This is a genomic window from Amycolatopsis sp. NPDC003731, assembly GCF_053586895.1.
Genome location: NZ_JBSFNC010000212.1, coordinates 1 through 12,634 on the forward strand (window position 1 = coordinate 1; position 12,634 = coordinate 12,634).

The window sequence follows — 12,634 nt, forward strand, 5'->3', positions numbered from 1 at the left end:
GTCCGGACCTTTCCGCTGGTGCACCGCCGGGCCGGGCACGGTGGCGCGGTCGGGCACCGGCCGCTCGCCGGCTCTCTGGATCTCCTCGCCGGCCGCCCGTCTCCCAGTCCGGGAAGAGCAAGCCGGCGCGGGGGTTCACGCCGAGGTTGCCCGCGGTCATCATCATCGCGTTGCCCACGTAGTCCGGCCAGCGCAGCTCGGCCGGCGAGACGACGTCGACGAAGCCGGGGTTGCCGCCCTTGTGCGAGACGTCGACCCCGCCGTCCACCGCGGTGGCGACGAAGAACGTGTCGGCGGCCGAGACGAGCGCCGCGTCACGCTCGTTCAGCGTCCCGGCGCGAGCCGCCACGGGCCGGAACTCCCCCGGCGCGTCGTCGGGCATGACGCGGGCCTGGATGTACTTGGGGCAGTTGCCGAACGCCTGGTGGACGTCGACTTCGCCACCGCCGTCGACGGGCCGCCAGCGGCCGTTGATCCGCAACCGCTTGCGCGCCATCAGGTCGATGGCCAGGGTGCCGACGTCGGTCTCGTCCCGCAGGACGTCGGCGAGGGGGTCGCCGGCGACCACGCCGGCGGCGGCCCGCAGGGTGTGCGGGCCGGCCGCCGACAGGAAGCCTTCCGGCCCCAGCAGGGTGCTCGCCCAGGGCCGCCCGTCACGGTCCTGGGCCCCCAGCACCAGCATCCGCTGGCGGGCCAGGAAGTCGGACGCCCCGTGCGGGATGGCGTCGGCGATGATCGGCCGGACCCGCTCGGCCAGCTCGGCCGTTCCGGCCACCCGTTGCGCTTCGAGCTCGCCGGGGTGGAAGGCGAGCCGGTCGATGAGGTCGGCCACGGCGTCAGAAGGTCAGGACCGAGTAGCCGGACTGCACCAGCTCGCGGATGCTCGCGACACCCGGGGTGCCCGGCGCCTGGTTCTGGCTGATCTGCTTGATGTCCTCCCCCTCGACGCCCTCGGTCGCACCGAAGACGGTCGCGCAGCCACCCGAGGCCACCGTGGCGACCTGCTTCTTCACCGCCGTGTACAGCTCGTGCGCCGGGTGGGCCGAGTCGGCCAGCACGGCCGGCCAGCGGGTGCCCGCGCCCTGGAACAGCACCAGGGCTTCGCCGCCCTGCGCGAACTCCCACGCGGTGGCCAGGGCGTTGAACACCCGGCCCAGTGCCTCTTCGGTGCCGGTCGACGGGTCGGACAGCACCACGACGGCGGTCTTGCTGCTCATGAACGTGCTCCTCATCGGATCGGAAGGTGTGCGTCGCCATTTTTACCGTACGTTCGGTAATAAACCAAAGTGGCCCTCGTCACGCCGCTCGATCAGGTTTTTTACCGTACGTTCGGTAATATGGATCTCGTCATCGACGCTCTCACGCCCGCCGCCGCGGGCGTACTCGCCCTGACCCTCGTCCCCGCCGACGGCCGCGAGCTGCCGCTTTGGCGCCCGGGCGCCCACATCGACGTCACGCTTCCCCACGGGCTGACCCGCCAGTATTCGCTGTGCGGCGACCCCGCGGACCGGTCGAGCTGGCGCATCGCGGTGCGGCGCGAAGACGACTCGCGAGGAGGCTCGGCGTGGCTTCACGACCAGGCCACCGAGGGTATGACGCTGACGGCCGGAACGCCGAGGAACCTCTTCGAGCTGCAGCCGGCGAAGGCCTACGTGTTCGTGGCGGGCGGCATCGGGATCACTCCCCTGCTCCCGATGATCGCCGAGGCCGAGCAGGCGGGTACTCCGTGGACCCTCTGGTACGCCGGGCGGACCCGGTCATCAATGGCCTTCATCGACGAACTCGCCCGGTACGGCGACCGAGTACACCTCGCGGCGAGCGACGCCGGTGACCGCATCCGGGTCGCCGACGTCTTGGGGTCACTCGACCGCGACGTGGCCGTTTACTGCTGCGGTCCCCATTCCCTGACCGCGGCGGTGGAGGACGCCTGCGAACCCGGCAGCGTGCACGTCGAGCGCTTCACCGCCGAAACCGTCACGGCCGACGGCGGCTTCGACGTCCACTGCGCACTGTCCGGAGTGGACGTCCGCGTCGAGGAGGGCACCACGGTCCTCGACGCGCTGCTGGCAGTGGGGGTCGAGGCGGACTACTCGTGCACGCAGGGGTTCTGCGGCACCTGCGAGACCCGCGTGCTCGAGGGCGTCCCGGACCACCGCGACGACTACCTCGACCACTCCGCGACGCCGGACACGATGATGATCTGCGTGTCCCGCTCCCGCTGCCCGCGGCTGGTGCTCGACATCTAACGCTTCGGCGGCATCAGCAGCTTCGGCAGGTCGGCGACGGCCTCGGCGAAGGCGTCGGTTTCGCCCAGGACCCGCGCCAGCACGAGCGCGCCCTCGATGCGCAAGAACGCGTCCTTGGCGGCCCGCGCGGCCTGCTTGGGCGTCCGCCCCGCCCGGCGCGACGCGTCGGTCATGGCGTCGACCCACGTCTTCCCGAGCTCGCGGGCGTGGTCACGCAGCTTCGGCGGCGTCCCGGCCAGCGTCATGGTGTCGAGCACGCACGACAGCGCCCCCGCGCCGTAGAAGTCACCGAGCCGGCGAGCGGTCTCCTTGATGCCCTTGGCGACGTCGGCGGCCTCGCGCATCGGGGCCAGGATCCACAGGAACCGCTCCCCCACCGCGGTCAGGACCGCGTCGGCAATCTCCTCCTTCCCCGCCGGGAACCGGTGGTAGAGGCTCGCCCGCTGCAGCCCGGTTGCGGCGGACAGGTCACCGATGGCGGTGCCGTCGAAGCCCTTTTCGCGGAACACGGAGACCAGGAGGTCGAGCAGCGGGGCGTCATCGATGGAGGGAGGGCGTGCCATGCCGCCCACTTTACCGAACTTTCGGTAAAGAAGTACTACCGCTCCCCGACGACGGCGTCCAGGTAGTCGTCGATGGCCCGCAGGTTCTTCTGGAGGCCGTCGAGGCGTTCGGCCATCCGGGCCCGCTCCTGCCGCACCCGGTCCACGAAGTGCGGTGCCGGGTAACAGGAATTGGCCGCCTCGGCCAGACACGGCAGCACCGCCCGGATGATCTCGGTCGTCAGGCCCGCGTCCAGCAGGCTGCGGATCTGCTGCACCCGCTCGACCTGCGGCTCCTCATAGGACCGGTAGCCGTTCTCCTCGCGCCTCGGCTCGATCAGGCCCTGCTGCTCGTAGTACCGCAGCAACCGGGCGGAAACCCCGGTCCGCTCCGAGAGCTCTTTGATCCGCATCACACCTCCCGGCAGGCTGCTTGCTCTCACACTGATGTCAAGGTTCGAGTCTAAACACGTGACCACCGAACAAATCAACGTTCCCCGCACCTCACCGGCGGAACGCCTTCCGCTCCCCCCGCTGATCGCGCTCTTCACCGCCGGGTTGATCACCACCCTGACCGAGGCGCTGCCGGCCGGTGTACTGCCGCAGATGAGCCGCGCACTGGAGGTGTCCGAATCCGTGGCAGGCCAGACGGTGACGATCTACGCGGTCGCGACCCTGCTGACGGCGATACCCGTGACACTGGCCACCGCCTCGTGGCCGCGGCGCCATTTGTTCCTGACCGCCCTCGCGGGATTCGTGCTCGCCAACCTCGTGACCGCCGTCTCCCTCGACTTCACCACCACCCTGGCGGCCCGGTTCATCGCGGGTGCGTCTTCCGGCGTGGTCTGGAGCCTGCTCGGCGGTTACGCGGCACGGATGGTCGGCCCCGGCCTGAAGGGCCGCGCGATGGCCTTCGCCATGGCCGGCACTCCCGTGGCCCTCTCCCTCGGCGTCCCCGTCGGGGCGTACCTCGGCAAGGCCGTCGGCTGGCAGCTCACGTTCGGCGCCGTCACCGCGCTGACCGCGCTGCTGATGCTCTGGACCGGGTGGACGCTGCCGAGCTTCCCCGGCCGGACGGCCGAGGACCGGATCCCGCTGCGGCGCGTTCTCCGGCTGCGCGGCCTCCGCACGGTGCTCGTCGTGACGGGCGCGTTCGTGCTCGCGCACACCATCCTCTACACCTACATCGCGCCGATCCTCGGCGACGTCGGGCTGGCCGACCAGGTCCAGTGGATCCTTCTCGACTTCGGCATCGCCTCGATCGCCAGCATCTGGCTGACCGGCGTGCTGATCGACCGGCACCACCGCCGGCTCGTCATCGGCAGCACCCTGCTCTTCACCGTGGCCGCGGCCGTGCTGGCCGTGGCCAATGCCAACCCGGTCATCGACTACGCCACCGTGGCGGCCTGGGGCCTCTCGTTCGGCGGCGCGGCCACCCTGCTGCAGTCGGCACTGATGCGGGCGGCGGGCACACACGCCGACGTCGCCCAGTCGTCCATGGTGACCACCTGGAACCTCGGCATCGGCCTGGGCGGCCTGGCCGGCGGCGGGCTCCTCGCCGGGTTCGGCTCAGGGTCCCTGATGATCGCCGCCGTCGTGCTCCTGGTGCCCACCGCGCTCATCGTGCTCTTCGCCCGCGGACACGCGTTCCCAGCGCGCTGAAATCGCAGCGCGCCGGCCTGAACCCCTACTTAGGATCGTGACATGAACAGCGACATCACCTTCTACTTCGACCCGATCTGCCCCTTTGCGTGGATGACGAGCAAGTGGGTCCGCCTCGTCCAGGCGCAGCGCGACTACACCGTCGACTGGCGGTTCATCTCCCTGCGCCTGATCAACGCCCACCTCGACTACGACACGCACTTCCCGCCCGAGTACCCCGCCCAGCACACCGCCGGCCTGCGGCTGCTGCGGGTGGCCTCGGCGGTCCGGGAACAGCACGGGCGCGAGGCGATCGGCCCCCTGTACGCCGCTCTCGGCGCGCGCATCTTCGAAGCCGGCCCCGACGAGGGCAAGACCCCGGGCTGGCAAGGCACTCCCGGCCTCGCCGCCGACGCCCTCGCCGCGGCCGGCCTGCCAACCTCGCTCGCCGACGCGCTCGACGACGCCTCGCGTGACTCGGAGATCCAGGCGGAGTCCGATGAAGCGCTCTCGCTGACAGGCAAGGACGTCGGCACCCCGATCATCCACTTCGAACCACCGCACGGGGTCGCCTTCTTCGGGCCGGTGATCAGCCGGCTGCCCGACGAGGAGCAGGCCGGACAGCTGTGGGACCACGTCGTCGGCCTCGCCCGCTTCCCCGGCTTCGCCGAGCTGAAGCGCAGCCTGCGCGAGCGCCCGCAGCTGCCGTCCTTCGGCGTCACCGCGCAGGAGCCGGGCATCACCGAAGACTGGCACGCCGGGAGCCGCCGGCTCAAGAAATAGTCAAAGCAAGACCATCGATTACGTGACGTCCCGGGCCGCGACGTCGCGCAGGCCGTCGGCCAGATCCCTCCGGGCTACAGCTCGACTCGAAGGTCCGGCACGTCGGCTGGAGCACGGCCGCCTTCGAGCTGCCTGTGGTGCTCATCCAGAACGGCCTCGAGAACGACCGGGCCGCGCTGCGCCGGTTCGCTCGCGTGATCGGAGCCGTCGTCTGGATGCCGTCGAGCCACCCCGATCCCGGCGAAGTCGTGGCGCCGTCCCCCCGGTGCCCTCTGGCTCGGCGCCTACCCCGGCGGTGACCATCCTCTCCTGGCCGGGATCGCCGAAGACCTCACGGCCGCGGAATCCACGTCGAGGTCGTCCCCGGCATCCGGCGTTTGAAAGCGGGAAAGCTGGTGGGAAAAAGGTGAACGTGCTCGACGCGCTCTACCTGCCCAGCGAGCTGCGTGCCGCGGCGGCGCGGATCCTCAAGCAGGAAGCCAGGACCGTGCTCGGCGCGGAGGACTTCGTGCCGGCCGTCGACCTCGGCGAGCCGGTCGGGCGCGGCGGGAATTCGACCCGGCAGAGCCTCCGGCGCGGCGCGGCCCCCGAGACCGACTTCCTCAACGGCGAGATCGTGCTGCAGGCCCGGTTCTCCGGCCTCGACGCGCCGTACACCATGGCCCTCACCGAACGCATCCACCGGGCCGGCGGGCATCGAGCCGGGCAGCCCGGACGACGCCGATCTCGTCGCCACGCTGCCCGACCTGCCCCGGCGGGCCGTGCTGGCCGATGCGGCCGAACTGCACACCCTCATCGCGGCCGGGCAGGCCCCGGTGCTGCTGGACGTGCGCTGGGGCCTCGGCGACCCGCACGGGCACGACCACTACCGCGCCGGGCACATCCCCGGTGCGGTCTACGTCGACTTGGACACCCAGCTCACCGCGCCACCGGGACCCGCCGAGCGGCACCCGTCCCGGACGTCGGCGACCTGCAGGGCGCATCCCGTGGCTGGGGCGTGACCGCGCGGCGGCCGGTAGTCGTGTACGACGACAACGGCGGGACCGCGGCCGCGCGGGCGTGGTGGCTGCTGCGGTGGGCGGGGCTCGACAACGTCCGGATCCTGGTCGGCGTTCTGCTGGATGCCCGCGCGGCCGAACGCCATCGCGGCGAGGTCGAGCCGGTCGATCCGCGCGCGGGTCACATCCCCGGCGCCCGGTCGGCCCCGACGGCGGACAACCTACGGGACGGCATCTTCCGGCCCACCGGCGAGCTGCGGGAGAAGTACGGCGATCTCCGCGGCGCGAAAGTCGGGGTCTACTGCGGTTCCGGCGTGACCGCGGCCCACGAGATCGCCGCGCTGAGCATCGCCGGGATCCCGACCGCGCTGTACCCAGGATCGTGGTCGGCCTGGTCGGCGGACCCCACCCGGCCGGTCGCCACCGGCGAGGACACCTGACACGCTCGAAGTGGCTGTCCAGGCGCCCGAACGAAACCGTCCGCCGAGACACCTGCCCTGCCTCCGCAACACCGCTCCACTGACTAAGAGATCAGTTCGGAATGAGTTTGCGGAGGCAGATGATCGAGCAGGCGAGGCCGAGGATGGCTTGATGGATGTCAGTTCGGCGTTCAGTGCGGATGCGTAGCCTGCGGAAACCTTTGAGCCATGCGAAGGTGCGTTCGACTGGCCAGCGGATCTTGCCCAGCCCGGAACCATGTTCGACACCACGTCGAGCGATCAGCGGGGTGATGCCACGGGCTCGGACCAGACGCCGATGCTTGTCGTGGTCATAGCCGCGGTCGGCGTAGAGCCGCCGGGGCCGCCGGCGTGGCCTGCCGACCGCGCCTCGGATGGGCGGGACGGCGTCGAGCAACAGGATCAGCTGGGTGACGTCGTTGCGGTGTCCACCGGTCAGCGTGACGGCCGGTGGAGTGCCGTGGGCGTCGGTGATCAGGTGGTGCTTGGAGCCGGGCTTGCGTCGGTCGACCGGGCTCGGCCCGGTTTGGTCCCCCCTTTGAGCGCGCGCAGATGGGTGGAGTCGACCAGCATGGCCGACAGGTCGAGCAGGCCGCCGGCCCGCAGCTCGGCGAGCAGCGTCTCGTGCAATCGCTGCCACACGCCGGCCACCTGCCACTCGGCCAACCGCCGCCAGCACGTGGCGCCGGAGGCGCCGAACAGGTTCGTGGGCAGCCTGTTCCAGCCGATGCCGGTGCGCACGACGTAGAGGATGCCCTCCAGCGCAGCCCGATCATCCGCACGCCTGCGACCCGGATAGCGGAAACGCCGTGGATGCGCCGGTATCAATGGCTCCAGCCGCGCCCACAGCTCGTCGGTCAAGACCCGCTCACGCATCCGGTCATGCTGGGACTTCCAACACTGCAACCGAAGCCGACACGTCAGCTCATTTTGAACTGATCTCTAAGCCCACTGCTGTTCCCCGAACAGACCCAGCTTTCCGAGCATGACACCCGACGCAGCGAGCTGCGACTTCAGCTGCTCACCGAGCACCTGCCGCTGACAGAACACATCGCGCGGCGTTTCAGCGGACACGGCGAGCCGTTCGACGACCTGCTGCAGGTCGCGTGGACCCGGTTCCTCCGCGCCGACGACCGCGACGACCCCCAGCGGGGCGCAGACTTCCCGTCCTTCCCGGTGCCGACCATCATGGGGAGGTCGTCGCCACTTCCGCGACACCGGCTGGTCAATGCGCGTCCCCCGCACCTTGAAAAGCTGCAAGTAAACACTGGGCAAGGCAACCGTCGCGCTGGCCGTAACCTCGGCCGAGCGCGACGCCGAACAGGCTAAGGCTCAAGCTAGTCAGCGAAGTCGGACGGCGAGCCAGTCAGCCACGGTGGTGAGCAGTTCGTCGTCCGCCGGGTCGCGCAGCAGCCGGCGGTAGGCGAAGACCGATCCTGGGCCGTCGGTGCGGCGGAGGATGTGGGTCAAGCCGGGAGTCCGGTGCGTTTCGGCTCCGCCCGGCACCAGGTTCGCGATCACGTCCAGGTCGCCCGGGCAGACCTGGGTGTCCGCGGTGCCGGTGACGGCCAGGACCGGAACCGTGATCCGAGGCAGGTCCGGGCGGGGGTCGTAGGCCAGTTGCTCGCGCCACCACCGGGCGTTGATCCGCAGGCCACCGATGCGGACGGAGTCAGTGGTGGTGGCGGCCAGCCGGGCCACCTGCCGGGTGGCGGTGCGCCGCAGGACCGGCAGCAGGGGACGGAGGGGCCGTGGCACGGTGTCGGCGAACCGGGCGGCCTGCCAGCGCAACGCCTGTTCGCCGGAGCGGGCGTAGCCGGCCAGGAGGACGGCCGCGGCGGCTTGGGCGTGGGCGGCCAGCCACATCGCGTGGACGGCGCCTTCGCTGTGCCCGACCACGCCGACGGCCCGCGGATGGATCTCCGGGTGACCGCGCAGAGCGTGCAGGGCGGCTGCGGCGTCGGCCCGGTTGTCCAGGAATCCCACCGTGTGCCAGTCGCCGGGGGTGGCACCGACACCGCGGCGGTCGTAGCGCAGCGACGCGATGCCGTTCCGGGCCAAAGCCGTAGCCAGCGGGCGACCGAGGTTCATGCGTACCCGGCCGGCGTTGGAGTCGCGGTCGACCTTTCCGGAGCCGGGCAGGCAGAGCACGCCGGGGTGCGGGCCCGGACCGGCGGGGAGGGTGAGGGTGCCCGCGAGGCCGACGCCGTCGGCGGCCGGGACCGCCCACGGGAGTTCCCGCATGTTGTCTGTGCCCGTGATCATGTGCACCCCCATTGGTATCAGTTTTGATATTAGTATCAGAGGTGAGAGAATGTGTCCATGGCAACTCTCGACCTGCTGCTGCACCCCGTCCGGCTCCGCATCCTGCGCACGTTCCTGGACGGTCGCCCGGCCACGACCGCCGAGCTGCGCGAGCGGCTCCCGGACATTCCGCACGCGACCATGTACCGGCACGTCGCGACACTCGCGACCGCAGGCGTGCTGGAAGTGCTCGACGAAAAGCGTGTCCGCGGCACCGTCGAGCGCACCTACCGGTTGTCCTGGCGCGACGCCGAACTCGACCCCGCCGAGCGAGCAGCCATGACCACCGATGACCACCGCAAGACGTTCACGGCGTTCGTCGGGGGCCTACTGGCCGACTTCGACCAGTACCTGGCCCGTGAACCGGCCGACCCGACCGCCGACGGCGTGACCTACCAGCAGGCCGCGCTGTGGCTGACCGACGCCGAGATGGCCGAACTGCTGACGGCGATGCACACGCTCGTCACTGCTCGGCGGGGCCAGGATCCCGCCCAGGGCCGCACCCGCCGGATGATCAGCGTGGTGACCATGCCGGCGGAGTGACTCCGCGACCGGCCACCGAGAGTCCATTTCGGACAAACGGCGGCCGGGCCTGCCCGCACGGGCGGGTTGTCCCTCCTGCGAGCTACCGCAGCCGCTTACTCCGGGGTGACTTCTCCACCGTCCCGTTCCCGCTACCTTCGGCGCCGTCGATACGGCCGGCGGACCGGAAACGCCCGCCGGCGACGGAAATCGGAGGGCAAGCAGAATGATCACGACACGCAGGTCCGGGCGACCGGGCCACCGGTTCGCCGCGGCTCTGGCGATCACCACGCTGACCGCTCTCGGGCTGACCGCCTGCGACAGCGCGGACGACGAAACCACCCCCGCGGCCGCGGCCCTCGCCTGGGGACCGTGCCCGGCCGCGGCGCCGGGCACACCGCGGGATCCCCGGCTCACCTGCGCGAAAGTGAAGGTCCCGCTCGACTACGGCCACACCGGCGGAACGCCGATCGAAATCGCCGTCTCCCGGCTGGCCGGCACCGACCCCGCGAAACGCCACGGCGTCCTGGTGCTGAACCCCGGCGGCCCGGCGCTGGCCGGTCTCGACACGCCCAGTGCAATGGCGCCGTCGCTGCCGAAGTCCGTCCTGGACGGCTACGACCTGATCGGCTTCGACCCGCGCGGCGTGGGCACCAGCACCCCGCAGAGCTGCGGCCTCCAAAACCCCAGCCTGGCCGGGCTTTTCCCCTTTCCGGCCGCCGACGCCTCGATCGACGCGAACGTCCAAGCCGCCCGCGCCACCGCCCAACAGTGCGCCGCCAAGGCCGGGGAGAACCTGCGGTACTTCACCACCGCCAACACCGCCCGCGACCTCGACCGCATCCGCGAAGCGCTCGGCGAGGCGAAGATCTCCTATTGGGGCCAGTCCTACGGCACCTACCTCGGCACCGTCTACAGCTCGCTCTACCCGGAGCGGACCGATCGCATGATCCTTGAAGGCAACGTCGACCCCGCGCACGTCTGGGCCGGGGAAGCCGAGCGTTGGGGCAAGGGCATGGCCGAACGCTTCCCTGACGCGGCCGCGGTCGCCGCCGGGCAGAACGCCACCCTCGGGCTCGGCGCCACGCCGGAGGCGGTCACCCGCACTTACCTCGCGCTCGCCGACCGGCTCGACCACCAGCCGGCGCCGGTCCCGGGCTCCCCGCAGGCATTGAGCGGGGCGCTGCTGCGCAGCGTCACCTACGCGCTGCTCCTCCACAACAACACGCTGCCGGTGCTCGCGCAGGCGTGGAAGGCCGCGGCCGACCTGGCCGACGGTCACGTCACCGAAGCCGACGGCAAAGTGCTGCAGCAGGTGTTCGCCGATACCCCGGCCACCCCGGGCGTTCCCGCCGACAACCAGGCGACCATGTTCCTGGCCCTCACCTGCGGCGACGCGGAGTGGTCCCGCAACACCGACGACTACGCCCGCCGGAGCGCCGCCGACCGCAAGGCCTGGCCCCTGACCGCCGGCATGCCGGCCAACATCTGGCCGTGCGCCTTCTGGCCGCAGCCGATCGAAAAGCCCGTCGCCGTGACCGATCAGGGCGCGCGCAACACGTTGATCCTGCAGAACCGCCGCGACCACGCCACCCCGTGGGACGCCGGCGTCGGTCTGCGTCACGCCCTGGGCAACCGTGCCGCCTTCGTCGGCGTCGACAACGGCGGCCACTACGTCTTCCACGAAGGCTCGGCGTGCGCCGACAACGCGACCGTCGGATTCCTGGAATCCGGCCGGCTGCCGGAGAAGGACATCGACTGCACCGACGTCACAAAGCACTGATCGGAACCGGCCCGGCTGAACGGATCGGCGCGGGCGGCCTTCCCCTTCGGGAGGCCGCCCGCGTTCTCGTTCCCGCCGCCGCGCCCAGGCCCGGCCCGGCCTCGCTAGGCTCCCCGCCATGCCGAAGCTGCGACGTCTCCGGGACCGGTGGGCGGGCGTCACCCCGCAGGCCCGGGACGGGGCCCTCGCGGCGGCCGTCACGGTCGCCGCGTTCGTGCCGGGACTCGACATGATCGGGGCCCAGTTCGGTGACCTGCCGAGGCACGACGGCGGCGTGCTCGCGGTCGCGCTGGTGCTCGGGCAGACGCTCCCCCTCGCGGCGCGCAGCCGGTGGCCCGCGGCGACCCTGCTGATCATCGCGACCTGCTTCGCGGCGCACGAAGTACTCGCGTACGCCCCCACGATCGGCAGTCTCGCGCTGTACTTCGCGCTCTACTCGGCCGGAGCGCGCGAGGAACGGTTCCGCCGGGCGCTGCCCGCGGCGGCGTCGGCGGAGTATGTGGCCTTCGCGGTACTGGCCACGTTGCGCGGGTCCCCGTCCGGCCCGCTGGTTTTCGTCCTCTACTACGGGGTTCTGGTCCTGTTCTGGCTGCTGGGTGCCCTGGTGCGGCAACGACGGCGCCAGGAGGCCGAGCGGCGGCGGCTCACCGCGCTGGCCGCGGCGGCGGACGAGCGGGCGCGGCTGGCGCGCGAGCTGCACGACGTCGTCACCCACCACGTGACGGCCATGGTGGTCCAGGCCGACGCCGCCCAGTACCTTCCACCCGACAGCGTTCCCGAGGTGCTCGCCGCCATCACCGGCTCGGGCCGCAACGCCCTCACCGAACTGCGGTTCCTGCTCGGCGTCCTCGAAGCGACCGGCGCGCGCACACCGGGGCTGAGCGCGCTGCGCGGCCTCGTCGAGCAGCCGGGCCGGACCGTCGAGCTGGTCGAAGAAGGCGAACGCCCGGCGCTGCCGCCCGAAACCGAGCTCACCGCGTACCGGGTCGTGCAGGAAGCGCTGACCAACGCGGCCAAGTACGCCGCCGGCCGGCCCGCGACGGTGCACGTCGGCTACCGCGCGGACCTCCTCGAAATCGAAGTGAGCACCCAGGGGCCGGCGACCGCGCCCGGCGCACTCGGCTCCGGCGGACGCGGGCTGACCGGGCTGCGCGACCGGGTCGACACACTCGGCGGCCGGTTCACCGCCGGGCCGTCGGCGGACGGGTTCCGCGTCCGCGCCGAGTTCCCCACCGCGGGAATCCCCGCCGCCGCGGCCCGACCGAGGAGTCTCAATGACTGTGTCAAGCAGCGGTTGCGGCCGTGATCGGTGGTGAGGGGTGAAACTCGCGGCCGTCGCGCAGCAGCGCCCAGATGA

At 71.4% G+C, this 12,634-nt stretch carries 16 protein-coding genes; 9 read left to right on the forward strand and 7 right to left on the reverse strand.

What is annotated here, in order from left to right; genetic code table 11:
- Positions 1 to 832: hypothetical protein (locus tag ACWDN5_RS43520; RefSeq protein WP_449680384.1), on the reverse strand; the 832-nt coding region annotated here is incomplete at its 3' end.
- A gap of 4 nt (positions 833 to 836) precedes the next feature.
- Positions 837 to 1,217 (reverse strand): hypothetical protein, encoded by a 381-nt coding sequence (locus ACWDN5_RS43525; RefSeq protein WP_449680385.1) that lies wholly within the window; start codon positions 1,215 to 1,217, stop codon positions 837 to 839.
- A gap of 120 nt (positions 1,218 to 1,337) precedes the next feature.
- Between ACWDN5_RS43525 and ACWDN5_RS43530 the strand changes: the two genes are divergently transcribed.
- A complete protein-coding gene (locus ACWDN5_RS43530; RefSeq protein ID WP_449680386.1) occupies positions 1,338 to 2,246 on the forward strand; it encodes a PDR/VanB family oxidoreductase in 909 nt (302 codons plus the stop codon).
- On the opposite strand, the gene ACWDN5_RS43535 is transcribed toward ACWDN5_RS43530, so the two are convergent.
- A complete protein-coding gene (locus ACWDN5_RS43535; protein WP_449680387.1) occupies positions 2,243 to 2,809 on the reverse strand; it encodes a TetR/AcrR family transcriptional regulator in 567 nt (188 codons plus the stop codon). The genes ACWDN5_RS43530 and ACWDN5_RS43535 overlap by 4 nt on opposite strands.
- A gap of 35 nt (positions 2,810 to 2,844) precedes the next feature.
- Positions 2,845 to 3,201 (reverse strand): MerR family transcriptional regulator, encoded by a 357-nt coding sequence (locus ACWDN5_RS43540; RefSeq protein ID WP_449680388.1) that lies wholly within the window; start codon positions 3,199 to 3,201, stop codon positions 2,845 to 2,847.
- Positions 3,202 to 3,259: 58 nt separating this feature from the next.
- Between ACWDN5_RS43540 and ACWDN5_RS43545 the strand changes: the two genes are divergently transcribed.
- Together ACWDN5_RS43545 and ACWDN5_RS43550 are read left to right on the forward strand one after the other, a co-directional pair.
- Positions 3,260 to 4,450 (forward strand): MFS transporter, encoded by a 1,191-nt coding sequence (locus ACWDN5_RS43545; protein WP_449680389.1) that lies wholly within the window; start codon positions 3,260 to 3,262, stop codon positions 4,448 to 4,450.
- A 42-nt stretch (positions 4,451 to 4,492) separates the two neighbouring features.
- Positions 4,493 to 5,212 carry a mycothiol-dependent nitroreductase Rv2466c family protein gene (locus ACWDN5_RS43550; protein WP_449680390.1) on the forward strand — a complete coding sequence of 240 codons (720 nt, stop codon included), beginning with the start codon at positions 4,493 to 4,495 and terminating at the stop codon, positions 5,210 to 5,212.
- A 331-nt stretch (positions 5,213 to 5,543) separates the two neighbouring features.
- Here the strand turns inward: ACWDN5_RS43550 and ACWDN5_RS43555 are convergent, their stop codons facing one another.
- A complete protein-coding gene (locus tag ACWDN5_RS43555) occupies positions 5,544 to 5,948 on the reverse strand; it encodes a hypothetical protein (protein WP_449680391.1) in 405 nt (134 codons plus the stop codon).
- 25 nt (positions 5,949 to 5,973) lie between these two features.
- On the opposite strand from ACWDN5_RS43555, the gene ACWDN5_RS43560 reads away from it, so the two are divergent.
- Entirely contained in the window at positions 5,974 to 6,213 is a 240-nt protein-coding gene (locus tag ACWDN5_RS43560) for a rhodanese-like domain-containing protein (RefSeq protein WP_449680392.1), read from the forward strand.
- The gene (locus ACWDN5_RS43565; RefSeq protein WP_449680393.1) at positions 6,210 to 6,650 is read left to right on the forward strand and encodes a sulfurtransferase; all 441 of its coding nucleotides are present in this window, start codon (positions 6,210 to 6,212) and stop codon (positions 6,648 to 6,650) included. Before ACWDN5_RS43560 ends, ACWDN5_RS43565 begins: the two co-directional genes overlap by 4 nt.
- A gap of 91 nt (positions 6,651 to 6,741) precedes the next feature.
- Here ACWDN5_RS43565 and ACWDN5_RS43570 read toward each other — a convergent pair.
- Positions 6,742 to 7,544, reverse strand: a protein-coding gene (locus ACWDN5_RS43570) for an IS5 family transposase (protein ID WP_449680394.1) whose coding sequence is annotated in 2 segments (ribosomal slippage) — positions 6,742 to 7,199 and positions 7,199 to 7,544 — 804 coding nt in all. Because the reading frame shifts where the segments join, the coding sequence is not laid out codon by codon here.
- Positions 7,545 to 7,718: 174 nt separating this feature from the next.
- Here ACWDN5_RS43570 and ACWDN5_RS43575 point away from each other — a divergent pair.
- The gene (locus ACWDN5_RS43575) at positions 7,719 to 7,997 is read left to right on the forward strand and encodes a sigma factor (RefSeq protein ID WP_449680399.1); all 279 of its coding nucleotides are present in this window, start codon (positions 7,719 to 7,721) and stop codon (positions 7,995 to 7,997) included.
- 12 nt (positions 7,998 to 8,009) lie between these two features.
- Here the strand turns inward: ACWDN5_RS43575 and ACWDN5_RS43580 are convergent, their stop codons facing one another.
- The gene (locus ACWDN5_RS43580) at positions 8,010 to 8,933 is read right to left on the reverse strand and encodes an alpha/beta hydrolase (protein ID WP_449680395.1); all 924 of its coding nucleotides are present in this window, start codon (positions 8,931 to 8,933) and stop codon (positions 8,010 to 8,012) included.
- A gap of 57 nt (positions 8,934 to 8,990) precedes the next feature.
- On the opposite strand from ACWDN5_RS43580, the gene ACWDN5_RS43585 reads away from it, so the two are divergent.
- The 3 genes from ACWDN5_RS43585 (at position 8,991) to ACWDN5_RS43595 (ending at position 12,583) form a co-directional block, all read left to right on the forward strand.
- Positions 8,991 to 9,515 (forward strand): helix-turn-helix domain-containing protein, encoded by a 525-nt coding sequence (locus ACWDN5_RS43585; protein ID WP_449680396.1) that lies wholly within the window; start codon positions 8,991 to 8,993, stop codon positions 9,513 to 9,515.
- A 205-nt stretch (positions 9,516 to 9,720) separates the two neighbouring features.
- A complete protein-coding gene (locus ACWDN5_RS43590) occupies positions 9,721 to 11,277 on the forward strand; it encodes an alpha/beta fold hydrolase (RefSeq protein WP_449680397.1) in 1,557 nt (518 codons plus the stop codon).
- A gap of 118 nt (positions 11,278 to 11,395) precedes the next feature.
- Positions 11,396 to 12,583, forward strand: a complete 1,188-nt coding sequence (locus ACWDN5_RS43595; RefSeq protein WP_449680398.1) for a sensor histidine kinase — start codon at positions 11,396 to 11,398, stop codon at positions 12,581 to 12,583.
- Positions 12,584 to 12,634 lie beyond the last annotated feature (51 nt).

Bases quoted from the DNA above. Each gene is read 5' to 3' on its own strand.
- ACWDN5_RS43595 (WP_449680398.1), top strand. From the start codon at position 11,396: ATGCCGAAGCTGCGACGTCTCCGGGACCGGTGGGCGGGCGTCACCCCG.
- ACWDN5_RS43590 (WP_449680397.1), top strand. From the start codon at position 9,721: ATGATCACGACACGCAGGTCCGGGCGACCGGGCCACCGGTTCGCCGCG.
- ACWDN5_RS43530 (WP_449680386.1), top strand. From the start codon at position 1,338: ATGGATCTCGTCATCGACGCTCTCACGCCCGCCGCCGCGGGCGTACTC.
- ACWDN5_RS43525 (WP_449680385.1), bottom strand. From the start codon at position 1,217: ATGAGCAGCAAGACCGCCGTCGTGGTGCTGTCCGACCCGTCGACCGGC.
- ACWDN5_RS43540 (WP_449680388.1), bottom strand. From the start codon at position 3,201: ATGCGGATCAAAGAGCTCTCGGAGCGGACCGGGGTTTCCGCCCGGTTG.
- ACWDN5_RS43550 (WP_449680390.1), top strand. From the start codon at position 4,493: ATGAACAGCGACATCACCTTCTACTTCGACCCGATCTGCCCCTTTGCG.
- ACWDN5_RS43585 (WP_449680396.1), top strand. From the start codon at position 8,991: ATGGCAACTCTCGACCTGCTGCTGCACCCCGTCCGGCTCCGCATCCTG.
- ACWDN5_RS43580 (WP_449680395.1), bottom strand. From the start codon at position 8,933: ATGATCACGGGCACAGACAACATGCGGGAACTCCCGTGGGCGGTCCCG.
- ACWDN5_RS43535 (WP_449680387.1), bottom strand. From the start codon at position 2,809: ATGGCACGCCCTCCCTCCATCGATGACGCCCCGCTGCTCGACCTCCTG.